Annotated in this window: 19 protein-coding genes and 4 tRNA genes; 8 read left to right on the top strand and 15 right to left on the bottom strand. The window is 57.1% G+C overall.

What is annotated here, in order from left to right:
* Positions 1-42 precede the first annotated feature (42 nt).
* Both recQ and pldA read right to left on the bottom strand, forming a co-directional pair.
* Positions 43-1,872 (bottom strand): ATP-dependent DNA helicase RecQ, encoded by a 1,830-nt coding sequence (gene recQ / locus ACWYRJ_RS06465; RefSeq protein ID WP_047345452.1) that lies wholly within the window; start codon positions 1,870-1,872, stop codon positions 43-45.
* A 90-nt stretch (positions 1,873-1,962) separates the two neighbouring features.
* A complete protein-coding gene (gene pldA / locus ACWYRJ_RS06460; RefSeq protein ID WP_127732588.1) occupies positions 1,963-2,832 on the bottom strand; it encodes a phospholipase A in 870 nt (289 codons plus the stop codon).
* A gap of 163 nt (positions 2,833-2,995) precedes the next feature.
* Here pldA and yigI point away from each other — a divergent pair, with 163 nt between their 5' ends.
* Positions 2,996-3,463 (top strand): acyl-CoA thioesterase YigI, encoded by a 468-nt coding sequence (gene yigI, locus ACWYRJ_RS06455; protein ID WP_008501538.1) that lies wholly within the window; start codon positions 2,996-2,998, stop codon positions 3,461-3,463.
* Between the two features lie 51 nt (positions 3,464-3,514).
* A complete protein-coding gene (gene rarD, locus ACWYRJ_RS06450; protein ID WP_249576877.1) occupies positions 3,515-4,411 on the top strand; it encodes an EamA family transporter RarD in 897 nt (298 codons plus the stop codon).
* An 83-nt stretch (positions 4,412-4,494) separates the two neighbouring features.
* Here rarD and corA read toward each other — a convergent pair whose 3' ends face one another.
* The 8 genes from corA to lptM all read right to left on the bottom strand — a co-directional run bounded on the left by corA (position 4,495) and on the right by lptM (position 11,423).
* Complete coding sequence (corA, locus tag ACWYRJ_RS06445; RefSeq protein ID WP_008501540.1) at positions 4,495-5,445, bottom strand: magnesium/cobalt transporter CorA; 951 nt, start codon at positions 5,443-5,445, stop codon at positions 4,495-4,497.
* A gap of 150 nt (positions 5,446-5,595) precedes the next feature.
* Complete coding sequence (gene ysgD / locus ACWYRJ_RS06440) at positions 5,596-5,652, bottom strand: YsgD/CorL family protein (protein ID WP_212743980.1); 57 nt, start codon at positions 5,650-5,652, stop codon at positions 5,596-5,598.
* 149 nt (positions 5,653-5,801) lie between these two features.
* Complete coding sequence (gene uvrD / locus ACWYRJ_RS06435) at positions 5,802-7,964, bottom strand: DNA helicase II (protein ID WP_032646073.1); 2,163 nt, start codon at positions 7,962-7,964, stop codon at positions 5,802-5,804.
* Between the two features lie 76 nt (positions 7,965-8,040).
* Positions 8,041-8,757, bottom strand: coding sequence for a 5-amino-6-(5-phospho-D-ribitylamino)uracil phosphatase YigB (gene yigB, locus ACWYRJ_RS06430; RefSeq protein WP_111963534.1), 717 nt, complete (start codon positions 8,755-8,757; stop codon positions 8,041-8,043).
* Positions 8,757-9,659 carry a tyrosine recombinase XerC gene (gene xerC / locus ACWYRJ_RS06425; protein ID WP_136196061.1) on the bottom strand — a complete coding sequence of 301 codons (903 nt, stop codon included), beginning with the start codon at positions 9,657-9,659 and terminating at the stop codon, positions 8,757-8,759. Before xerC ends, yigB begins: the two co-directional genes overlap by 1 nt.
* Positions 9,656-10,363 (bottom strand): DUF484 domain-containing protein, encoded by a 708-nt coding sequence (locus ACWYRJ_RS06420; RefSeq protein WP_111963533.1) that lies wholly within the window; start codon positions 10,361-10,363, stop codon positions 9,656-9,658. Before ACWYRJ_RS06420 ends, xerC begins: the two co-directional genes overlap by 4 nt.
* Positions 10,360-11,184, bottom strand: a complete 825-nt coding sequence (dapF, locus tag ACWYRJ_RS06415) for a diaminopimelate epimerase (RefSeq protein ID WP_008501545.1) — start codon at positions 11,182-11,184, stop codon at positions 10,360-10,362. The genes ACWYRJ_RS06420 and dapF overlap by 4 nt, the downstream gene beginning before the upstream one ends.
* A gap of 35 nt (positions 11,185-11,219) precedes the next feature.
* On the bottom strand, positions 11,220-11,423 hold the full coding sequence (gene lptM / locus ACWYRJ_RS06410; protein WP_024907980.1) for an LPS translocon maturation chaperone LptM: 204 nt from the start codon (positions 11,421-11,423) through the stop codon (positions 11,220-11,222).
* Positions 11,424-11,558: 135 nt separating this feature from the next.
* On the opposite strand from lptM, the gene cyaY reads away from it, so the two are divergent.
* Entirely contained in the window at positions 11,559-11,879 is a 321-nt protein-coding gene (cyaY, locus tag ACWYRJ_RS06405; protein WP_111963531.1) for an iron donor protein CyaY, read from the top strand.
* A 91-nt stretch (positions 11,880-11,970) separates the two neighbouring features.
* On the opposite strand, the gene cyaA is transcribed toward cyaY, so the two are convergent.
* Positions 11,971-14,514 (bottom strand): class I adenylate cyclase, encoded by a 2,544-nt coding sequence (cyaA, locus tag ACWYRJ_RS06400; RefSeq protein WP_115877016.1) that lies wholly within the window; start codon positions 14,512-14,514, stop codon positions 11,971-11,973.
* A gap of 350 nt (positions 14,515-14,864) precedes the next feature.
* On the opposite strand from cyaA, the gene hemC reads away from it, so the two are divergent.
* The 5 genes from hemC (at position 14,865) to ACWYRJ_RS06375 (ending at position 20,344) form a co-directional block, all read left to right on the top strand.
* Positions 14,865-15,806 (top strand): hydroxymethylbilane synthase, encoded by a 942-nt coding sequence (hemC, locus tag ACWYRJ_RS06395; protein ID WP_143345649.1) that lies wholly within the window; start codon positions 14,865-14,867, stop codon positions 15,804-15,806.
* A complete protein-coding gene (gene hemD / locus ACWYRJ_RS06390) occupies positions 15,803-16,543 on the top strand; it encodes a uroporphyrinogen-III synthase (RefSeq protein ID WP_455507588.1) in 741 nt (246 codons plus the stop codon). The genes hemC and hemD overlap by 4 nt, the downstream gene beginning before the upstream one ends.
* 20 nt (positions 16,544-16,563) lie before the next feature.
* Positions 16,564-17,760 (top strand): uroporphyrinogen-III C-methyltransferase, encoded by a 1,197-nt coding sequence (hemX, locus tag ACWYRJ_RS06385; protein WP_455507587.1) that lies wholly within the window; start codon positions 16,564-16,566, stop codon positions 17,758-17,760.
* Positions 17,761-17,762: 2 nt separating this feature from the next.
* Positions 17,763-18,962, top strand: a complete 1,200-nt coding sequence (gene hemY / locus ACWYRJ_RS06380) for a protoheme IX biogenesis protein HemY (protein ID WP_455507592.1) — start codon at positions 17,763-17,765, stop codon at positions 18,960-18,962.
* Between the two features lie 170 nt (positions 18,963-19,132).
* On the top strand, positions 19,133-20,344 hold the full coding sequence (locus ACWYRJ_RS06375) for an MFS transporter (RefSeq protein ID WP_455507586.1): 1,212 nt from the start codon (positions 19,133-19,135) through the stop codon (positions 20,342-20,344).
* Positions 20,345-20,851: 507 nt separating this feature from the next.
* Here the strand turns inward: ACWYRJ_RS06375 and ACWYRJ_RS06370 are convergent.
* From ACWYRJ_RS06370 to ACWYRJ_RS06355, 4 genes are all read right to left on the bottom strand, one after another.
* Positions 20,852-20,928, bottom strand: a tRNA-Pro gene (locus ACWYRJ_RS06370).
* A gap of 46 nt (positions 20,929-20,974) precedes the next feature.
* Positions 20,975-21,060: transfer RNA gene (locus ACWYRJ_RS06365), tRNA-Leu, on the bottom strand.
* A gap of 22 nt (positions 21,061-21,082) precedes the next feature.
* Positions 21,083-21,158, bottom strand: a tRNA-His gene (locus ACWYRJ_RS06360).
* A gap of 67 nt (positions 21,159-21,225) precedes the next feature.
* Positions 21,226-21,302 (bottom strand) — tRNA-Arg (locus tag ACWYRJ_RS06355).
* Positions 21,303-21,330: the final 28 nt, after the last annotated feature.

Here is a 21,330-nt window from a genome sequence, read left to right as displayed (position 1 = left end):
AATTTAGTGAGTCATCATCCTGGCACTTTTTCGCCCGGCTGACTACTCCTCATCGTCACCGTCGGCGTGAGAGCGGATGAGCGCCATAAACTCTTTACCGAAGCGCTCCAGCTTGCGCGTGCCGACGCCGTTGACGCTGAGCATTTCGCTGGCGCTGAGCGGCATCTGCTCGGCCATCTCAATCAGCGTCGCGTCGTTGAACACCACGTAAGGCGGGATGTTTTCCTCGTCGGCGATGGCTTTACGCAGCTTGCGCAGTTTGGCGAACAGCTTGCGGTCGTAATTTCCGCCGTAGGATTTCTGCATCACGCGCGGCTTCAGGGCGATGACGCGCGGCACGGCGAGCTTCAGTTCAACGTCACCGCGCAGCACCGGACGCGCGGCCTCCGTGAGCTGAAGCGCGGAGTGCTGAGCAATGTTCTGCGTAGCGAAGCCGAGGTGGATCAGCTGGCGAATGATGCTCACCCAGTGCTCGTGGCTCTGGTCCTTGCCAATACCGTAGACAGGCAGCTTGTCGTGGCCCATGTCGCGGATACGCTGGTTGTTGGCACCGCGCAGCACTTCCACCACGTAGCCCATCCCGAAGCGCTGGTTCACGCGGTAAATGGTTGAGAGCGCCTTACGCGCGTCCATCAGGCCATCGTACTGTTTCGGCGGATCCAGGCAGATATCGCAGTTGCCGCACGGCTCCTGTCGCCCTTCACCAAAGTAGTTGAGCAGAACCAGACGACGGCAGGTTTGCGCTTCGGCAAACGCGCCCATCGCGTTGAGCTTGTGGCGCTCGATATCCTGCAGCTGTCCCTGCGGCTTCTCTTCCAGACAGCGGCGCAGCCACGCCATATCGGCCGGATCGTAAAACAGCATCGCTTCCGCAGGCAGGCCGTCGCGCCCGGCGCGGCCGGTTTCCTGATAGTAGGATTCGATATTGCGCGGAATGTCGAAATGCACCACGAAGCGCACGTTGGGCTTGTTGATCCCCATCCCAAACGCCACCGTCGCGACCACGATCTGCAGGTCATCGCGCTGGAATTTTTCCTGCACGTCGGCACGGATGTGGTTCTCTAATCCGGCGTGATAGGCGGCGGCGCTAAAGCCGCGGTTTTGCAGACGCGCGGCGGTGTCTTCCACCTTTGCGCGGCTGTTGCAGTAGATGATGCCGGACTTGCCGCGCTGCTCCTGCACGTAGCGCAGAAGCTGATCCAGCGGCTTGAATTTTTCCATCAGCATATAGCGGATGTTGGGGCGGTCGAAGCTGCTGACCTGAATATAGGGGTCGTTCAACCCGAGCAGGCGAACGATATCCAGCCGCGTAGTGTCATCTGCCGTAGCGGTAAGCGCCATAAACGGCAGCTCGGGGAAGCGCTGACGCAGCTGGCCGAGGGCGGCGTATTCCGGGCGAAAATCGTGTCCCCACTGGGAAATACAGTGCGCTTCATCCACCGCCAGCAGGACCGGGTTCCAGTGCGCCAGGTGATCGAGGAAGTTATCCAGCATCAGGCGTTCCGGCGCGATATACAGCAGGCGAATCTGCCCGGTGCGACACCCGGCCATCACCTCTTGCTGCTGCTCCCGGGTTTGGGTCGAGTTGAGACAGGCCGCCGCCACGCCGTTGGCGAGCAGCTGGTCAACCTGGTCTTTCATCAGAGAAATTAGGGGGGATACCACGACCGTCAGGCCGTTAAGCACCAGCGCGGGCACCTGATAACAGAGGGACTTGCCGCCACCGGTAGGCATCACCACCAGGCAATCACGACCTTCCAGCACCGTTTCAATGATGGTTTCCTGGCCAGGGCGGAACTGCTGGTAGCCAAAGGTTTCATGCAAAACCTGTTTAGCCAGCGACTCCTGATTCAATACTTCCGCCTGCGCCACGTTAACCCCATATGCCTGAAATGAAACAGGCGCTATTTTCAGCGCCTGAGAGAGAAACTTCAACGTTTAACGCAAAAACATTCGAACAGTCTAGAGAATATCGTTCAGCATCACGCCCACGCCGACGCGGGTCTGGTTGAAGTTGTAATCGATAAGCGACTCGCCGTAACCGCTGTAGACTTGCGTATAAAGGCGGACATGCTTGCTTACCGGATAGCTTAAGCCCACTTCCGCGCCGCCGTAGCCGGTGTTCCAGTTGTACTGACCTTTCGCACTCAGCACGGCATCACCTAACTGGTAGCCGACTTTAAGCTGGTAGTAGCCCATATATTTGGTGATGTCCGGGTTGTCATCAGTGCTGCCGACCACATACCACGGCTTCACTTCCACCATCCAGTTACCGTTCTGCGCCATCAGACGCGTATAGGCACGGTTCCAGCTACGGGATGTCGGATCGGAACGTCCGTTAGAATCATGGTTAAAGCCCACTTCCACATCGCGTAACGTCCAGCCCGCAAACTCATAATCCGTTGCAAAGCCGAGGAACAGCTGGGGCTCATAGTTGGTTTCGCGGAACGGCGAGGATTCCCCGCTGTTAGAGAGCTGCCACCAGGACTTCTGCGTATAGGAGGCACCAAACACCGAGTTCGGTCCCAGAATGCCGCGCCAGAACGGGAAAGCGAGGCTGAGCTGGAACTTCACCTCATCTTTACGCGCATTATCAGACCAGTTATAGGAGCTTATCGCCTCTTTGTTGAGATCGCTGGTCTGGGTGTAAATCACGTAGTTGGTATCATACGGATAGAGCGTGAACGGATTGTCATGCTCCTGAAGAAGGTTCGCGATAATGCTACCGTGAACGGCAGGCTTATCATGCACCTCTTTGATTGTCGCTTCCTGCGCAAAGGCTGTGAGGGGCAGCGAAATCGCCGCCAGTAACCAGGCCAGATACGTCCGCATCGGTGGTGTTCTCCTGCAAAAGAGTAAAATTACCTGAATAGTTATGTGGCGGACATTCTACAGACTTATGCGACAACTGCTGCATCCTCATTTCTGAAAGTGGAATTCCTTGTTGCCGAGGCATAAAATCAACATTTTATTAACAATAAGGATGTGATGCCTCATGTCAGCCATGCTTACCGCCGAAGAAGTGTTAAAACTCGTGGGCGAGATTTTTGTTTACCATATGCCGTTTAACCGCGCGCTGGGACTGGAGCTGGAGCGTTACGAGAAAGACTTTGCCCAGTTGAGTTTCAACAATCAGCCGATGATGGTGGGTAATTGGGCACAAAGTATTTTGCACGGCGGCGTGATTGCCTCCGCGCTTGACGTGGCGGCAGGTCTGGTCTGCGTGGGCAGTACGCTGACCCGCCATGACACCATCAACGAAGACGAACTCCGCCAGCGTCTGGCGCGCATGGGTACCATTGATCTGCGGGTCGACTATCTTCGGCCGGGGCGTGGAAATCGCTTTACCTGTACCAGCAGCCTGCTGCGCGCGGGGAATAAAGTCGCCGTGGCGCGCGTTGAATTACACAACGAAGAACAGGTGTATATCGCCAGCGCAACCGCCACTTATATGGTGGGTTGAGGCGGCAAAATCGGGTAAAATTACTTCACTTTTTTGTAACGGATTTTCCCGATGGATGCTAAACAGACGCGGCAGGGCATTTTACTCGCCCTTGCCGCTTATTTTATTTGGGGTATCGCCCCGGCGTATTTCAAGCTTATCGCCTACGTTCCGGCCGATGAGATCCTGACTCACCGCGTCATCTGGTCGTTCTTCTTTATGATTGCGCTGATGAGCCTCAGCCGTCAGTGGTCGGGCGTCAAAACGCTTCTGCAAACCCCGAAGAAGATCTTCCTGCTGGCACTCTCTGCCGTGCTGATTGGCGGCAACTGGCTGCTGTTTATCTGGGCGGTGAATAACCATCACATGCTCGAAGCGAGCCTGGGGTACTTCATTAACCCGCTGGTGAATATCGTGCTGGGGATGATTTTCCTCGGTGAGCGCTTCCGCCGGATGCAGTGGGTGGCGGTGATTCTGGCCTTCTGCGGCGTACTGGTGCAGCTCTGGACCTTCGGCTCGCTGCCGATTATTGCCCTCGGCCTGGCGTTCAGCTTTGCGTTCTACGGCCTGGTGCGTAAGAAGATTGCGGTGGAAGCGCAGACAGGGATGCTGTTTGAAACCCTGTGGCTGCTGCCCGTGGCGGCGATTTATCTTTTCGGCATCGCCGACAGCCCAACCAGCCACATGGGCAGCAACCCGTGGTCGCTGAACCTGATGCTGATGGCGGCGGGCGTGGTGACCACTATTCCACTGCTGTGCTTCACCGGTGCGGCGACGCGCCTGCGTCTCTCCACGCTGGGTTTCTTCCAGTACATTGGCCCGACGCTAATGTTCCTGCTGGCGGTGGTGTTTTACGGCGAGGTGCCGGGGGCGGATAAGATGGTGACGTTCGCCTTTATCTGGGTGGCGCTGGCGATTTTCGTCGCCGATGCGATTTATACCCAGCGCAGGGGGCGTAAAGGGCTGTAAAGTTGCCCTCACCCTAACCCTCTCCCACAGGGAGAGGGAATTCGATCGTTGGGCGGGTAAGCGCAGCGCCACCCGCCAGATTTTTACAGCCAGTTCCGGCGCTTAAAGTACAGATACGGCGCCAGCCCCGCGAGGATCATAAAGATAATCGCCCCCGGGTAACCAAAGCTCCACTTCAGCTCCGGCATAAACTCGAAGTTCATCCCGTAGCTGGATGCCACCAGCGTTGGCGGCAGGAACACTACGGACACTACCGAGAAGATCTTGATGATGCGGTTCTGCTCGATGTTGATAAAGCCCATCGCCGCCTGCATCAGGAAGTTCACCTTCTGGAACAGAGATTCGTTGTGCGGCAGCAGGGATTCGATGTCTCGTAAAATCTCACGCGCCTGCTCCAGCTGACCGCCCGGCAGACGCGCCTTGCGCACCAGGAAGTTCAGCGCGCGCTGGGTATCCATCAGGCACAAACGCACCTTCCAGCCGATATCTTCCAGCTCTGCCAGCGTGGACAACGCTTCGTCATATTCGTCGCCCTGATGGCCTTCCATGATCACGCGGCTCAGCTTTTCCAGATCGCTGTAGATGTTTTCAATTTCATCCGCCAGCTGTTCAATTTTGGTCTCGAACAGATCGAGCAGCAGCTCGTACGCGTTGCCGTCTACCATCGCCTGGCTACGGGCGCGCATGCGGTAGAGGCGGAATGCCGGTAGCTCACGCTCGCGCAGGGTAAACAGACGACCATCGCGAATGGTAAACGCCACGGTGGAGTTGCCCGCGTGGTCTTCGGCATCTTCAAAGAAGAAGAAGGAGTGAATGTGCAGACCGTCTTCGTCTTCAAAAAAACGCGCGGATGCTTCGATGTCTTCCAGTTCCGGGCGCGTTGCCAGGCTTTGCCCCAGCTCAGATTGTACGCGAAGGCGCTCATCGTCGTCCGGCTCGACCAGATCCACCCATACGGCATCAATGAGGGGCTGTGACTCTTCGGCTTCAAGCCGAGTCAGTCGGTTATTTTCGAGTTGAAATGCGCTCAACATGACCGGGACTCCCAATGCAAAAAATATCGGACAGTTCGGTGGGCACACAGAAACAAATTGGGTTTCAGACCATTAAACAGCCTGACTCAGCGCGACGGGAATAATGCAGTCGCTGACAACCACTAAGGCCATCAGCAAGAGGAGATAGCCTTAGGAGTTGTTCCTGGATGACAGGGAATTGAGCCAGTATCTACTGGGTGTGTCCAAGGCGAATGTCCTCTTAGCGTAATCGTGCGCGCATGTTACGCCAGCTATAACTGTGGCGTCAACACGCAACGAAACGCTGAAGGGCATTAATTGACCTTCAACGTATAAGGCTAGCAGATTATTACAAAATAATGATATTTTTCTGAATGTTAGACTGTTTCCAGCTTCGCGTAGGCCGCCACCAGCCATTTGATCCCCTGCCCCTGGAACGCCACCTGCAGGCGGCTGTGCTCGCCGCTGCCTTCCAGATTCACAATGGTGCCTTCGCCAAACTTCGAATGACGCACGCGCTGGCCCAGCTTGTAGCCAGTGTCGGTTTCCGCAATCGGCGATCCCATGCGCTGATGGCTGACAGGACGACTGATGCTTGCCCGCAGACGCACCTCCTCCACGCACTCTTCCGGCAGTTCGCCGATAAAGCGCGACGGACGGTGATAAACCTCTTTCCCGTACAGACGGCGGGTTTCCGCATAGGTCAGCGTCAGCTTTTGCATCGCGCGCGTCACGCCCACGTAGGCCAGACGGCGTTCCTCTTCCAGACGACCGCCTTCATCCAGCGACATCTGGCTCGGGAACATCCCCTCTTCCATCCCGACGATGAACACCTGCGGAAACTCCAGTCCTTTGGCGGAGTGCAGGGTCATGAGCTGAACCGCATCCTGCCAGGTATCCGCCTGCCCTTCCCCCGCTTCCAGCGCGGCGTGGGAGAGGAACGCCTGCAGCGGCATCAGGTCTTCGTCTTCTTCGTTGTAGCTGAACTGGCGCGTTGCCGTGACCAGTTCCTCTAAGTTCTCAATACGGGTCTGGCCCTTCTCGCCTTTTTCCTGCTCGTACATGGTGCGCAGGCCGGAATCTTTAATCACCCGGTCGGTCTGCACGTGCAGCGGCATGTCGGCCGTTTCCTGCGCGAGGGCGTCAATCAGCTCAAGGAAGCGCTGCAGGGCGCTGGCCGCGCGTCCGGCAAGGGCCTTTTCCTGCAGCAGCTCGCGGCACGCCTGCCACAGCGTCAGCTGACGGTCGCGCGAGGCCTGACGCACCACGTCCAGCGTACGGTCGCCAATCCCGCGGGTCGGCGTGTTGACCACGCGTTCAAACGCCGCGTCGTCGTTACGGTTGGCAATCAGACGCAGATACGAGAGCGCATCTTTGATTTCCTGACGTTCGAAGAAGCGCATGCCGCCGTAAATGCGGTACGGCATGCTCACCTGCAGCAGCGCCTCTTCCAGCACGCGCGACTGGGCGTTGCTGCGATAGAGAATGGCGCACTGCTCCAGCGCGCCGCCGTTGTCCTGCCAGGTTTTGATACGGTTGACCACGAAGCGCGCTTCGTCGAGTTCGTTGAAGGCGCAGTAAATCGAAATCGGTTCGCCGTCGACGCCGTCGGTCCACAGCTTTTTACCCAGACGCCCGTTATTGTTCTCAATCAGGGCGTTGGCCGCGCTGAGGATATTGCTGGTCGAGCGGTAGTTCTGCTCCAGACGGATGGTTTCGGCGCCGGGGAAGTCGTTAAGGAAGCGCTGAATGTTCTCCACCTGCGCCCCGCGCCAGCCGTAGATCGACTGGTCGTCATCGCCCACGATCATCACCTTGCCGGTATCCCCGGCCAGCAGGCGGATCCAAGCGTACTGGATGTTGTTGGTATCCTGGAATTCGTCCACCAGGATATTGGTGAAGCGTTCACGGTAGTGCTGCAGGATGTGCGGTTTGTTCAGCCACAGCTCGTGGGCGCGCAGCAACAGTTCGGCAAAGTCCACCAGCCCGGCGCGGTCACACGCTTCCTGGTAGGCCTTGTAGACGTTCTGCCAGGTCTGCTCGACCGGGTTGCCGAAGCTCTGAATGTGGTGCGGGCGCAGCCCCTCGTCTTTCTGGCCGTTGATGTACCACATCGCCTGACGCGGCGGCCACTGCTTCTCGTCGAGGTTCATCGCCTTGATCAGGCGCTTCAGCAGACGGAGCTGGTCTTCGCTGTCGAGGATCTGGAAATCCTGCGGCAGGTTGGCGTCCATATGGTGCGCCCGCAGCAGACGGTGCGCCAGCCCGTGGAAGGTGCCGACCCACATGCCGCCCTGGCTGGTGCCCATCAGCTGCGCGATGCGGTGGCGCATCTCTGCCGCCGCCTTGTTGGTGAACGTGACCGCCATGATGGAGTACGGCGAGCAGTTTTCCACGCTCTGCAGCCAGGCGATACGGTGAACCAGCACGCGCGTCTTACCACTGCCCGCTCCAGCCAGCACCAGCAGGTTGGTGCGCGAGGCGGCAACCGCGTCACGCTGTTTGTCATTAAGGCTGTCGAGCAGGTAAGAAACGTCCATTGGCACCGTCACGTCATGTCGGGCAGGCGAATAGCATTCGCCAAAACCCTGTTAATTTATACAGAACAATTGATGATTATATCAGCGTCGTGAGGGATGCCAACCGTGAAATTTCCACGTGCGGCAGAAGACGGCTATCGGAGGCGATCATCAGGTCAGCATTTTCCGGCTTGATCCAGCAGGCCTGCATCCCGCAGCGGATGGCGCCGGCCACGTCTGTGGTCAGGTCATCCCCCACGTGCAGGATCTCACCCAGCGGCAGGTTAAGTTTATCTGCCGCCAGATGGTACATGTCACTGAACGGCTTCGCGCGCCCGTGAGGACCCGCACGCAGCACGAATTCGAAGTAATCACTCAGGCCAAAAAGCTCCGGCTGGGCATTGCCGTTGGTGATGGCCACCAGCGGCCACTTTTCGGCAAGCTTCGCCAGCGTGTCGTGGGTTTCCTGCGGCACGTCGATACGGCTGCGCCATTTGGCGAAGTTTTCCATGGCCGCTTCCGCCCCAATGGCAGCATCCTGTGTGCTCAGACCCACGTTGAGCATCGCCTGCTCAACCGCGCGACGACGCCATTCGGTCACGTCGTGGTAAATGTCCGGCTCGGTCTCACGCAGGGACTGGCGCAGCTTCTGGAAGTCCTTGTTCTGTATCGCCTTCAGCGCGGGATGGTAGTTCTGCACAAACGCCAGGGACTCCTGCTCGGTGCGCAGGATCACCTCGCGGTTGTCATAAAGAGTGTCATCAAGGTCAAACGTCAGGGCTGAGATCTGACCGAGTGGGCGGTAAAAACGCATTATTTCCCCCGTTTGGCGCGTGGATGCGCCGCGTCATACACCGAGGCAAGGTGCTGGAAGTCTAGGTGGGTATAGATTTGAGTGGTCGACAGATTTGCGTGGCCAAGCAGTTCCTGCACGCCGCGCAGATCGCCGCTCGACTCAAGCATGTGTGTCGCAAAGGAGTGGCGCAGCTTGTGCGGGTGAACGTGGCTGTTCAGCCCCTGCTTAATGCCCCACTCCGCAAAGCGCTTCTGCACGTTACGCGCCGAGATCCTCTTGCCGAGCTTCGACAGGAACAGCGCATCTTCGTCGGAGCCAAACAGCCCGCGCAGGTCAAGCCAGTGCTCAATCCAGGAGACCGCATTGCGGCCAATCGGCAGGCGGCGCTCTTTGCTGCCCTTACCCATTACCCACACTTCGCCCGATTCCAGATCGAGATGCTTGAGATCAAGGTTGACGAGTTCAGACAGACGCAGCCCGGCACCATACATCACCTCCAGCATCGCGCGATCGCGCACGGCCAGCGGATCGTTCAGATCGATATCCAGCAGGCGGTTTACGTCGTCAACGTCAATATTTTTAGGCAGATGGCGCGGCGCCTTCGGCGTGGCGATCCCTTTTGCCGGGTTGGCTTTTAAGCCCCCCTGACTGACCAGCCAGTCGAAGAAGCTGCGCAGCGCAGAGAGCCTGAGCGCCAGGCTTGCCGGGCTGAGATTTTTTTTACGGCTACGCACGACAAACCCGCGTACCGTCGCAGCGTCACATTGTTGCCAGCTTTTCAGGCCGATCTCGTCGGCAATCTGCATGATGGCATCAAGCTGACGCTGATAGTTAAGCAGCGTAATGGGGCTAAGCTGACGTTCCACGCCGAGATAGCGCAGAAAGCGCGAGACGTCAGTGGCGAGCAGTCCGTCCATCATACGCGCTCAATCCAGCGCTCCAGCAGCTCAGGCAGCATCAGGGCGATCTCCTGCAGCAGGTGCGTGGCTTGCCCCTGCTCGTAGTGATGCGCGTCGCGGCTGGTAAATAATATGACGCCCAGATCGCCATCGCGCCCCATCAGCGACATCGCCACCGAGCCAATCGCTTTGGCTTCCGGTAATACCACCAGCAGCTCAGGCCCGTTCAGCGGCCCCAGATAGTGGTGATCATGGCCCAGACGCTGAATGCGCAGCGGTTCAAATGCCTGACGGCTGAGTGCCAGATGGGTAAATCCCGACGGCGCGCCGATGCGCCAGCGGTCAGGGAAAAGACGAATCGTTGCGCCCGCCAGCCCCAGCTCGCGCGCCCAGCGGTGGAAACGGCTGAGGAACTCGTCGAGGCTGTGCGCCGACGCCAGACGCGCCTGCAGATGCAGCAGTCGATAGAACAGGCTTTCGTTGGTGCTGGCCTGCTCCATCAGCAGCGTCATGTTCTCTTCAAGCTGGCTGATGTGGTTGCGCGAGCGCGCCATGTGCCATTCGACCAGCGACACGGTTCCGCGAACCGGGTGCGGCACGCGCATCTCTTCGACGACGCGTGCATTGCGAATAAAAAACTCAGGATTGCGCAGCAGATAATCAACAACAGCCCTGTCGTCCAGTTCCGTCACTGTTTCCTGCAGTTCTTCCCCTGGTTGTTTCATAGATGGATAAACCCGTCATAGACATGTGCCGCCGGGCCAGTCATATACAGTGGATGACCCGGTCCTTTCCAGGCGATATCAAGCCGACCGCCCGGTAATTCCACGCGAACCTCTTCAGCCAGTAACCCCTGGGAGATGCCCACGGCCACCGCAGCACAGGCACCGCTTCCGCAGGCCTGAGTCTCACCCGCGCCGCGCTCGTAAACCCGCAGGCGAATGTGTTCGCGCTTCACCACCTGCATAAAGCCGATGTTCGCGCGCTCCGGGAAACGTTCGTGGCTTTCCAGTACCGGGCCGAGCGTTTCGACCGCGGCAGTTTCCACATCATCAACCTGAATCACGCAGTGTGGGTTACCCATTGAGACGACGCCGCACAATACTGTCTGCTCGGCCGCACGCATAATATAGGTCTTTTCCGCTTTGTTTGCGCGAAACGGCACGACGGAGGGCTCGAAGTTAGGCTCGCCCATGTTCACGCGCACCAGCTCATCATCGGTGACGCTGAGCACCATGCGACCATTGGCCGTGCTGACGCGAATATCACGCTTGTTGGTCAGCCCTTTCAGGCGGACAAAGCGGGCGAAACAGCGCGCGCCGTTGCCGCACTGGTTAACTTCGCTGCCGTCCGCGTTAAAAATACGGTAGTGGAAATCAAGATCGGGATCGTACGGTGGCTCGACCACCAGCAGCTGATCGAACCCCACGCCCAGATGCCGATCCGCCAGGCGACGGATCAGTTCAGGCGAGAAAAACACATTCTGCGTTACCGCGTCGACGACCATAAAATCGTTGCCAAGGCCATGCATTTTAGAGAACTGCATCATTTGCTCCATTGCGCGGGTACAGAACGTTGTCGTCAGAGATTAACCTGAGTCGGGCCACCGTTGTCGCCACGGTCGTTAGTATTTGGCGTGGTAGACTCAATGCCGCTGTTAACCGGTTTCGTCGGCGGCGGTGCGGTTTTATCCGCAGGCGGAAAGTACAGTGGTCCCTTCAGTCCGCAGCCAGTCAGGCTAAACAGCGTGATGAGAACGGCAAGCGTTCGGAAAGCGTTTTTCATTATAAAGTTGCCCGTAAGTTCAAATCTGTTTCTATCATCGCAGGAGAAGACACAAAAGCAAGAGTTTGCCGCTTTCCTGCAACGGGAATTATTTAGGGTTATACTGCCGGCATCACGAAAAACAGGAACAAAACCATGAACGACAGTGAATTCCATCGCCTTGCCGACAACCTGTGGATGACCATCGAAGAGCGTCTTGACGACTGGGACGGTGACAGCGATATCGATTGTGAAATCAACGGCGGCATTCTGACCCTGAGCTTCGAAAATGGCAGCAAAATTATTATTAACCGCCAGGAGCCGCTTCACCAGGTGTGGCTGGCCGCTAAACAGGGCGGCTATCATTTCGATCTGAAAGACGGGGAATGGGTTTGCGACCGTAGCGGCGTACCGTTCTGGGATCTGCTGGAACAGGCGGCGACCGCGCAGGCGGGTGAGAACGTGAGTTTCAGGTAGTTTTCTTGCCCGGTGGCGGCTGCGCCTTACCGGGCCTACAACGGCTCGAACCGTAGGCCGGGTAAACGTAAGCGCCCCCCGGCGAAAAGGCTCAGGAGAAATACTGCTGCAACAGCGGGGCGGTGTCCTGATTGGCAGGCGCTGCAGGCGTGACGGATTGGGTGCGGAACGGAATCACCTGCGTACGGCCGTCGACGTTCACAATCTGGTAGAACTGCGGCAGGTTAAAGTTGATAAAGCTTGAGCCGTAGGTAAAGCGGTCATGCGAAGAGGAGTAGAAGCGGCTGACGTCGCGCACCAGCTCCTCTTTACTGCCTTCACAATGGTGATACACCTCGGCGCGGTTAGTCTCATCCAGAATGTAGATGTTGAATCCGGCATCGTCGCCCGACTCTTCAAAGAAGAACTGAATAATCCCTTCACTGGCGAATCCGTCCACCACCTGCGGGAGCTTAACGTGGTTGGTTTCCACCTGCACCGACAGGCCATGCAGCTTGTTGTGTGAAATCGCGCCGTAAAACTCGATGGCGTTTTCCAGCTTCTGTACCGACACGTTCAGGCGCTCGAAGAACAGTCCCCAGGTCTGTCCGGAGACGCGCAGCGCTTTAAAGCGACCGGTTTCCTGACGAGTACTGGAGAGACGCAGTTCGATACACTCAGAAACCAGCTGCTGCACGCGGGTACGAATTAAACCGCGCAGGTGCTGGCTGTAGCAGAACACTTCCACGCTGTCCGGCGGCGCGGCATCCTGGTGCATCTTGCCAAGAATGGTTTTCAGCGCTTCGATCATTGCCTGCTCGCCGTTGAAGTGCAGGGTACGCACTTCGTTCCACGAGTTGCGGTACAACAGATCGACACTGCCTACCAGGCAGTTTTGCTGCTCGCCAAAGCTAAAGACGTCCAGCTTGCGGAAGTCAAAGTGAACCACCTGATTGCGGAAGGCTGCCGTCGGGTCGTATTCCAGGTTGACGATAATCGCCAGATGGCGAATCTCACACGGGCTGTAGAGCGCTTTCGGCGTAGGGGCAGGCAGACGCAGCGGGAAGTGGTGCGATACATCCGTGACCATCTCCTGCAGCTTAGCAAGATCAACCACCTCGTTGCCTTTGATAAACAGGCGCGTGCGCGAGGTCAGCAGGCCGTTAAACCAGGCCCAGGCCACCAGCTTGTTCAGATAGCGGTTATACTCCAGCGGCTGATGGCTGATGATTGAATCCATGCTTGGCGCACGGTTGTACAGATACCACCCGGTGCGGTTCGCGCGGCCCGGCGGCACAAAGATAAAGGTCAGATTCGGTTCAGACAGGTCTGGCGAAATCTGCGGGTTAACCAGGGTAACTTTACCCGGCAGCGCTTCAAACGCGGCGTAAAGCTTACGGGTCAATACCCCGATGTCCTGCGGGCTGGCAGAAACGCTGAGGTTGTTACGGCGCGCAAAGCGGATCAGGTTGCGGTAGCTTTGCATCATCGCATCGAGCAGTTCGTTGTGCGCTTCACGCACCTGATCGATTTTCCAGTTGGCCCGGTTGTCGAGCATGGACAGACGCGCTTCGTCCCATCCCCACTCTTTCACTAACTGACTGACTACTTCACGACGCCAGCCCACGCAGGCGCGTTCGCGGCTCAATTTCTCACAGACTTTGAGATAGAAACATCGACGCACCAGGTCAAGACGCGTGGTGTCATCAATGGCTTTCAGGTATTCGGTCACGCGCTCCAGCATCATGCAGTAGGCGTCCAGCCCGAAGGAGACGATTTCCCCGTCGTGCAGACGCTGCTTGATATCTTTCGCCAGCAGGCGCGGCGTAGGGTATTCCCAGGAATAGGCTTCCAACAGCAGCGTTTTCAGCACCGCTTTATAAGGTGAGTCGATACTCTTATAGAGCTGCCAGAGGCTTGCGCCAAAATACTCTTCTGCTGACAGAGAGCTGAGGCCGCCGAGGTCCAACCATTCGTTTGGCGTCAGTACGCCCTGCGCGTAAAGCGACATGACGTAGTCATCGTAATGCTCTTCTTCTTCGCACGGGACCATATTCCACAGAATACGCTTCCCGGCCAGGCGCACAGCAGTACGGTAAAATTCATCCAGCAGTAAGATGTGCTGAGTCGAGCCGCAGTCCTCACCACCCAGACTGCCGCTTTCGTTATGGCGGAAACGGTTTTCATCAATCAGGAAGAAGCTCACTTCCACGCCGAGCGAGGCCGCCCAGCTCTCCAGCAGGCTGCATTTACGCTGCAGTAGCTGACGCTCGTCGTTATCGAGCCAGGACTGATGACAGACCCAGATGTCCAGGTCCGAAGAACAGCTTTGCCCTACCGATGAGGTGCTCCCCATTGAGTAAACGCCGGTAATAGGCAGTTCACCTTTTGGAGATTCCTGTGGCGGCATGCCGCGGTAAAGTTCCAGCTCGTTCAGATAATGCTGTTGGGTTTCATCAGGCGTGAAAAGGCAAATGCCCTGGGGAACGTTACCGTCAAGGTAGCCAGGCATCAGCGGATGGTGATAGTGCAATAATGTCGGCAGCAGACTGTATACCTGCTGGAAAGCAGGGCCCATGGCAGCAAGCGCGCGATCCACACGCAGTTGATTTATGGCATCCAGTCTCTGTTTCAGAGTCTCAATATAGAGGTACAAGACGTATCGCCTGATGTTTCCGGGTGTCGCAAGCTATTCAAAACACGAGTAACAGCGGACCCGCAGTATTTCAAAAAGATAACCGTTACCCTTTTTCGCCCTTATCATTTTTGGTGGTACCGACGAAAAAATGGTCTAAAACGTGATCAATTTAACACCTTGCCGGTTGACCGTAAAGAAAGATGCGCTACATACAAGTGTAGCACCGTTCTGTACGTGTAAATTCCTGAATACGGCTCTGGCTGACGAATACGCCGCCTTGTCCCTCTCACGCTTCATCAACCGTAAAACTGCCATCCCAGAGTCAACAATGTTAGGATGGTTAGCGATTGATAATGACGGTAACAAGCATGTTAGACAATGTTTTGAGAATTGCCACACGCCAAAGCCCTCTCGCGCTCTGGCAGGCACATTATGTGAAGCAGCGCCTGGAAGCCTGCCACAGTGGATTGCGCGTCGAACTGGTGCCGATGGTCACGCGCGGTGACGTGATCCTCGATACGCCTCTGGCGAAAGTGGGCGGCAAAGGCCTGTTTGTCAAAGAACTGGAACTGGCATTGCTTGAGAACCGCGCCGATATCGCCGTACATTCGATGAAAGACGTGCCCGTCGAGTTCCCGGAAGGGCTGGGGCTGGTGACCATCTGCGAGCGCGAAGATCCGCGCGATGCGTTTGTCTCCAACCACTACGACTCGCTCGACGCGCTGCCGGAGGGTAGCGTGGTTGGCACGTCCAGTTTACGCCGTCAGTGTCAGCTGGCGGAGCGCCGTCCTGACCTGATCATCCGCTCACTGCGCGGTAACGTCGGCACGCGTCTGGGCAAGCTGGATAACGGCGATTACGATGCCATTATCCTCGCCGTTGCCGGTCTGAAGCGTCTGGGGCTGGAGTCGCGCATTCGCGTGGCGCTGCCGCCAGAGCTGTCGCTGCCGGCCGTGGGCCAGGGTGCAGTCGGCATCGAGTGCCGCCTGAACGATGCGCGTACCCGCGAACTGCTCGCACCGCTGAACCATGACGAGACCGCTACCCGCGTAAAAGCGGAACGGGCGATGAATACCCGCCTCGAAGGCGGGTGCCAGGTTCCAATTGGCAGCTATGCTGAATTGACGAATGGCGAACTGTGGCTGCGCGCGCTGGTGGGCGCCCCGGACGGTTCGCAGATGGTACGCGGCGAACGTCGCGGTAAAGCGCAAGATGCCGAGCAGCTTGGCGTGTCGCTGGCGGAAGAATTACTGGATAACGGCGCCCGCGAGATTCTGGCTGACGTTTACAACGGAGAACCCCCTGCATGAGTATTCTCGTCACCCGCCCTTCTCCCGCAGGAGAGCAGTTAGTGAGCCGTCTGCGCACACTGGGGCAGGTGGCCTGGAGTTTTCCGCTCATTGAATTCTCACCCGGTCGGGAGCTCTCTGCGCTCGCCGACCAGATGAATACCCTTCAGGAAGGTGACCTGCTGTTTGCGCTGTCGCAACATGCCGTGGAATTTGCCCACGCTCAGCTGCAGCAGCAGGACCTGGCCTGGCCAGCCGCCCCCTGCTATTTCGCGATTGGTCGTACAACGGCCCTGGCACTGCATACCGTAAGCGGCGCGGACGTTCGTTACCCGTTAGATCGGGAAATCAGTGAAGTCTTGCTACAATTACCTGAATTACAAACTATTGCCGGAAAGCGTGCGCTCATTTTGCGCGGCAACGGTGGCCGCGAGCTGCTGGGTGAAACGCTGCGTGAACGCGGTGCGAACGTGACGTTTATTGAGTGCTACCAGCGCTGTGCAAAACACTACGATGGCGCGGAAGAGGCGATGCGCTGGCACGCGCGCGGCATTAATACGCTGGTGGTCACCAGTGGTGAAATGTTACAACAGCTTTGGTCGCTGATACCGCTTTGGTATCGCGAAAACTGGTTACTCCGCTGTCGGCTTCTGGTCGTCAGTGAGCGTCTGGCGAACCAGGCCCGGGAACTGGGCTGGCAGGATATTCGGATCGCTGATAACGCCGACAACGATGCGCTGCTGCGCGCATTACAATAACTCTCAAATGGGAAGCCATAATGACGGAACACGAAAAATCCTCCGCCGTGGTTGAAGAGACCAGGGAGACTGTGGAGACGACGCCACAGCCAGAGACGACTGAGAAAACCGCTGAGAAGAAAAACAGCAGCAACAAAACGAGCCTCGCGCTGAGCGCGATTGCCATCGCCATTGCGCTGGCAGCGGGGGTTGGCCTGTACGGGCTGGTGAAACAACAGAGCGCTAACCAGACGTCCACCAGCGACGCGCTGGTGAATCAGCTCACTGCCCTGCAAAAAGAGCAGGAGACGCAGAAAACCGAGCTGGATTCCGTGATTAAGCAGCAGGCCGCCGCGCTTGCCGAAGCGAACGGCAAACAGGAAGAGCTGACTAAACAGCTGGGTGAAGTACAGCAGAAAGTCGCCACCATTTCCGGCACCGATGCCAAAACCTGGCTGCTCTCGCAGGCTGACTTCCTGGTGAAGCTCGCCGGACGTAAGCTCTGGAGCGATCAGGACGTCACCACCGCTGCCGCGCTGCTTAAAAGCGCCGATGCAAGCCTGGCCGACATGAACGATCCAAGCCTTATCACCGCTCGTCGCGCGATTACCGAAGACATCGCCAGCCTCTCCGCCGTCTCACAGGTGGATTACGACGGCATTATCCTTAAAGTGAATCAGCTGTCGAATCAGATTGATAACCTGCAGCTGGCGGATAACAACGACGACGACTCCCCGATGGATTCCGACGGTACCGAGCTTTCCAGTTCCCTGAGCGAATGGCGCATAAACCTGCAAAAAAGCTGGCAGAACTTTATGGACAGCTTTATCACGATCCGCCGTCGCGACGAAACTGCCGTACCGCTGCTCGCGCCGAACCAGGACATCTATCTGCGCGAGAACATTCGTTCCCGCCTGCTGGTGGCGGCCCAGGCCGTGCCGCGTCATCAGGAAGAGACCTATAAACAGGCGCTTGATAACGTCTCAACGTGGGTACGCGCCTACTACAACACCGATGATGCGACGACCACCGCCTTCCTCGAAGACATTGATAAGTTAAGCCAGCAGAACATCACCATGAACGTGCCGGACAAGCTGGCCAGCCAGCCGATTCTGGAGAAACTGATGCAGACGCGCGTACGCAATCTTCTGGCGCAGCCGGGTGTACCTGCAGAGCAGACGAGCGGAGCGGCACCTGTTCCGGCTGCTGCGCCTGAAAGCGCACCGCAAGGAGAGTAATGATGCTAAAAGTTCTCTTACTCTTCATCCTGCTGATCGCCGGGATCGTCCTCGGGCCTATGCTTGCGGGTCATCAGGGTTACGTCCTGATCCAGACCGATAACTACAACATTGAAACCAGCGTAACGGGTCTGACGATCATTCTGATCCTCGGCGTGGTGGTGCTGTTTGCGATCGAGTGGATCCTGCGCCGTATTTTCCGTACCGGTGCCCATACGCGCGGCTGGTTCGTTGGTCGTAAGCGCCGCCGTGCCCGTAAACAGACCGAGCAGGCGCTGCTTAAGCTCGCCGAGGGTGACTATCAGCAGGTTGAAAAGCTGATGTCGAAAAACGCCGACCACGCCGAACAGCCGGTAGTGAACTATTTGCTGGCGGCCGAAGCGGCGCAGCAGCGCGGTGATGAAGCCCGCGCTAATCAGCACCTGGAGCGGGCGGCTGATCTGGCTCACGGCGACCCGATTCCGGTAGAAATTACGCGCGTTCGTCTGCAGCTGGCACGTAATGAGAATCACGCGGCTCGCCACGGTATCGACCGTCTGCTGGAAGTCGCGCCGCGTCATCCGGAAGTGCTGCGTCTTGCCGAGCAGGCCTATATTCGTACCGGCGCCTGGGGTTCACTGCTTGACATCATTCCGTCAATGGCGAAGGCCGAGGTAGGCGACGATGAACATCGTGACGAGCTTCAGCGTCTGGCGTGGATTGGCCTGATGGATCAGGCGCGCGCTGACCTGGGCAGCGACGGTCTGAAAACGTGGTGGAAGAATCAGAGCCGTAAAACGCGCCAGCAGGTTCCTCTGCAGGTGGCAATGGCGGAACACCTCATTGAGTGTGACGATCACGACACGGCTCAGGAGATCCTCCTCGACGGTCTGAAGCGCCAGTACGACGATCGCCTGGTGATGGTAATCCCGCGCCTGAAAACCAACAATCCTGAGCAAATAGAAAAAGTGCTGCGCCAGCAGATTAAAACCGTTGGTGACCGCCCGCTGCTGTGGAGCACGCTTGGCCAGTCGTTGATGAAGCACGGCGAATGGCAGGAGGCAAGCCTCGCCTTTCGCGCGGCGCTGAAGCAGCGTCCGGATGCCTTCGACTACGCGTGGCTTGCCGATACGCTGGACAAGCAGCATAAGCCGGAAGAGGCGGCCGCCATGCGCCGTGATGGGCTGTTATTGACGCTGCAAAATAACGGTACGCAGCAGTAATTCATCAGGAGGCCAGATGGCCTCCTTTTTTTATCGCATTTCTCCTGCTACATTCTTTACACCCGCATCCGCAAACGAACCCGCCAATGTAACGATGTCTTTTCATTAACTTTTTTCACACACGCGCACTTTCTGCAGCGTGGACTAAATCGTTTTTGAAGGAAATCGTCATGAACTCGCTTTTGTATGCGCTTATTGAAGCGCTGCGCTGCCACCGCTGGCTGCGCCTGCTTGCCTGTGCTTTTATCTTTTCTTCGCTGGGGAATGGCTTAACCCAGATCGTGGTCTTCGGCTTGCTGTTAGCGTGGTCAGCTCCGCCCGGTCTGCTCACACTCGCTTTTCTTTTCGCTACGATACCGGGATTTATCGGCAGTACGATCGGCGAAAAGCTGTGCTCACGCTGTTCTCCGATATCCCTGCTGATACTGACCGAAGGGCTGGGCCTGCTCGCCCTGCTCTTTCCCCTGCTTGGCGTGGGTTACCACAGCGTTGCCGCATTGCTCGCTGTGCAATCCACCGAGGCGCTGCTCAGCGGGATGAGCTGGCCCGCGCTGACGTTGCTCTTTAAGCGCGGTCTCAGCGAAGCAGAGCTGCCTGCTGCAACCTGTCTGGAAAATGTGATTTTTGCTTCTCAGGTATTATTAGGGACAGGTCTGGGCGTGGTGCTGTTCCAGAAGACGTCCGTGTTTACCCTGCTGGCCATTGATGCCGCCAGCTTTCTCGGATCACTGCTCATGCTATGGCTAGCTGGACGCCGGTTTTCTGCGCCTTCACTCCAGCCCCTCGAGGAAGAGGAAGCCCCTGCGGCATTACGCTGGCGGACGTTGACCGTTCGGCAGAAACGCAGTCTGCTCATCCTGCCGTCGCTGGCGGCCGTTGGCTCACCGGCCATGGCGCTGCTTCCGGCCCTGGCACAGCAAATCCATCCTCAGGATGCGGCGGGTCTTGCCCTGCCTCTGCTTTTTGCAAGGAGCATGGGACAGCTTTGCGGCCCCATGCTGCTAAAAAAAGAGAGTCTGACGCGCTTCGCCGCTCGCACACCGCGCATCATCGTTTGTCTGGGCATCTTTCTGGCCGCTTATGGAACGCTACCGTTGTTGTCCGGGTGGATGGCATGTGCGCTGGGGGCGATCTTTATCGCGCATCTGGCTTCGAATATTCTCTTCGCGGCCGGGACGTTTGGCGTTCTCAGTAGTTTTCATATTACTCAAACCGCTTCGGCCAGTGGGAAAGCCTGGCGCTGGCAAACGCTCAGCGCCTCTCTCTTCACCGGCATTGCAGCGGCAGTGGCTGCCGGGTTTGGCTCAGTAGCGGCACTCTATGCTGTCTCCGCAACGGCTCTGGTGATGGTTGCCCTGATCGTGCGCCGGTATCGGGAATAAGGCATAAAAAAACGCCTGCTATAAAAGCAGGCGTTAAAACAGGTCTGTAAGACAACATATTTGGTGCTTCACTCAACGTTGTGTCCATGGTGTCTGATGAGGCCGAAGCGACATCTGTCAGTGGACGATAAGCACCGTAAATGGCTCTGCGTCATTCCTGAGTTTATGAGGCACTAAGGCGAACATAAGAGATGGAATGAGCATCTACACGCATATTATTGCACGTAACGTGCCAACATGACAGCCAGAACTTTTACATAACGCAACATTTTAAGATAAAAGGAAATTATGCTGTTAAGCACCGCTTTAAGCTCTACAACGTATCGGGAAAAGGCGGGCATATGTCGCCAGGAGGAGACAGCAAAACCCAGAAATAAATATTCATTTAATTTTCAATGAGTTGCATGTCTCTGGATTGCGACAATGAAAAAGGACGTTGTTGGGGAATGACTACAAGGATGAAGAATCTCAGAAAACAAAAAACCCCGCCGAAGCGGGGTTCAAAATTGGTCGGCGAGAGAGGATTCGAACCTCCGACCCACTGGTCCCAAACCAGTTGCGCTACCAAGCTGCGCTACTCGCCGATGTACTGCTTTTTTGAATTTTTAGTTCAATTCATTTAAAAAGTCGTGGTGCGAGGGGGGGGACTCGAACCCCCACATCCAAAGGACACTAACACCTGAAGCTAGCGCGTCTACCAATTCCGCCACCTTCGCAATTCACAACTCTTTCAAATAATGGGGTGGCTAATGGGATTCGAACCCACGACAACTGGAATCACAATCCAGGGCTCTACCAACTGAGCTATAGCCACCACTGTATTCTTTCACGCGGTACTGACTACTTCTCAGACCACCGCAGCTCTAGCGCCGGGACTAAAATGGCGCGCCCGACAGGATTCGAACCTGAGACCTCTGCCTCCGGAGGGCAGCGCTCTATCCAGCTGAGCTACGGGCGCTTAGCGCCGTTGCGGGGCTGGATATTAC

The sequence above is a fragment of the Enterobacter sp. genome, from assembly GCF_977039595.1.
Note: the sequence above shows the minus strand (reverse complement) of the source record. Positions and strands in the feature narration are given on the sequence as shown.

Excerpts from the sequence above, each read along its gene's own strand:
- pldA (WP_127732588.1), bottom strand. The coding sequence starts at position 2,832 with ATGCGGACGTATCTGGCCTGGTTACTGGCGGCGATTTCGCTGCCCCTC.
- yigI (WP_008501538.1), top strand. The coding sequence starts at position 2,996 with ATGTCAGCCATGCTTACCGCCGAAGAAGTGTTAAAACTCGTGGGCGAG.
- rarD (WP_249576877.1), top strand. The coding sequence starts at position 3,515 with ATGGATGCTAAACAGACGCGGCAGGGCATTTTACTCGCCCTTGCCGCT.
- corA (WP_008501540.1), bottom strand. The coding sequence starts at position 5,445 with ATGTTGAGCGCATTTCAACTCGAAAATAACCGACTGACTCGGCTTGAA.
- uvrD (WP_032646073.1), bottom strand. The coding sequence starts at position 7,964 with ATGGACGTTTCTTACCTGCTCGACAGCCTTAATGACAAACAGCGTGAC.
- yigB (WP_111963534.1), bottom strand. The coding sequence starts at position 8,757 with ATGCGTTTTTACCGCCCACTCGGTCAGATCTCAGCCCTGACGTTTGAC.
- xerC (WP_136196061.1), bottom strand. The coding sequence starts at position 9,659 with ATGATGGACGGACTGCTCGCCACTGACGTCTCGCGCTTTCTGCGCTAT.
- ACWYRJ_RS06420 (WP_111963533.1), bottom strand. The coding sequence starts at position 10,363 with ATGAAACAACCAGGGGAAGAACTGCAGGAAACAGTGACGGAACTGGAC.
- dapF (WP_008501545.1), bottom strand. The coding sequence starts at position 11,184 with ATGCAGTTCTCTAAAATGCATGGCCTTGGCAACGATTTTATGGTCGTC.
- lptM (WP_024907980.1), bottom strand. The coding sequence starts at position 11,423 with ATGAAAAACGCTTTCCGAACGCTTGCCGTTCTCATCACGCTGTTTAGC.
- cyaY (WP_111963531.1), top strand. The coding sequence starts at position 11,559 with ATGAACGACAGTGAATTCCATCGCCTTGCCGACAACCTGTGGATGACC.
- hemC (WP_143345649.1), top strand. The coding sequence starts at position 14,865 with ATGTTAGACAATGTTTTGAGAATTGCCACACGCCAAAGCCCTCTCGCG.
- hemD (WP_455507588.1), top strand. The coding sequence starts at position 15,803 with ATGAGTATTCTCGTCACCCGCCCTTCTCCCGCAGGAGAGCAGTTAGTG.
- hemX (WP_455507587.1), top strand. The coding sequence starts at position 16,564 with ATGACGGAACACGAAAAATCCTCCGCCGTGGTTGAAGAGACCAGGGAG.
- hemY (WP_455507592.1), top strand. The coding sequence starts at position 17,763 with ATGCTAAAAGTTCTCTTACTCTTCATCCTGCTGATCGCCGGGATCGTC.
- ACWYRJ_RS06375 (WP_455507586.1), top strand. The coding sequence starts at position 19,133 with ATGAACTCGCTTTTGTATGCGCTTATTGAAGCGCTGCGCTGCCACCGC.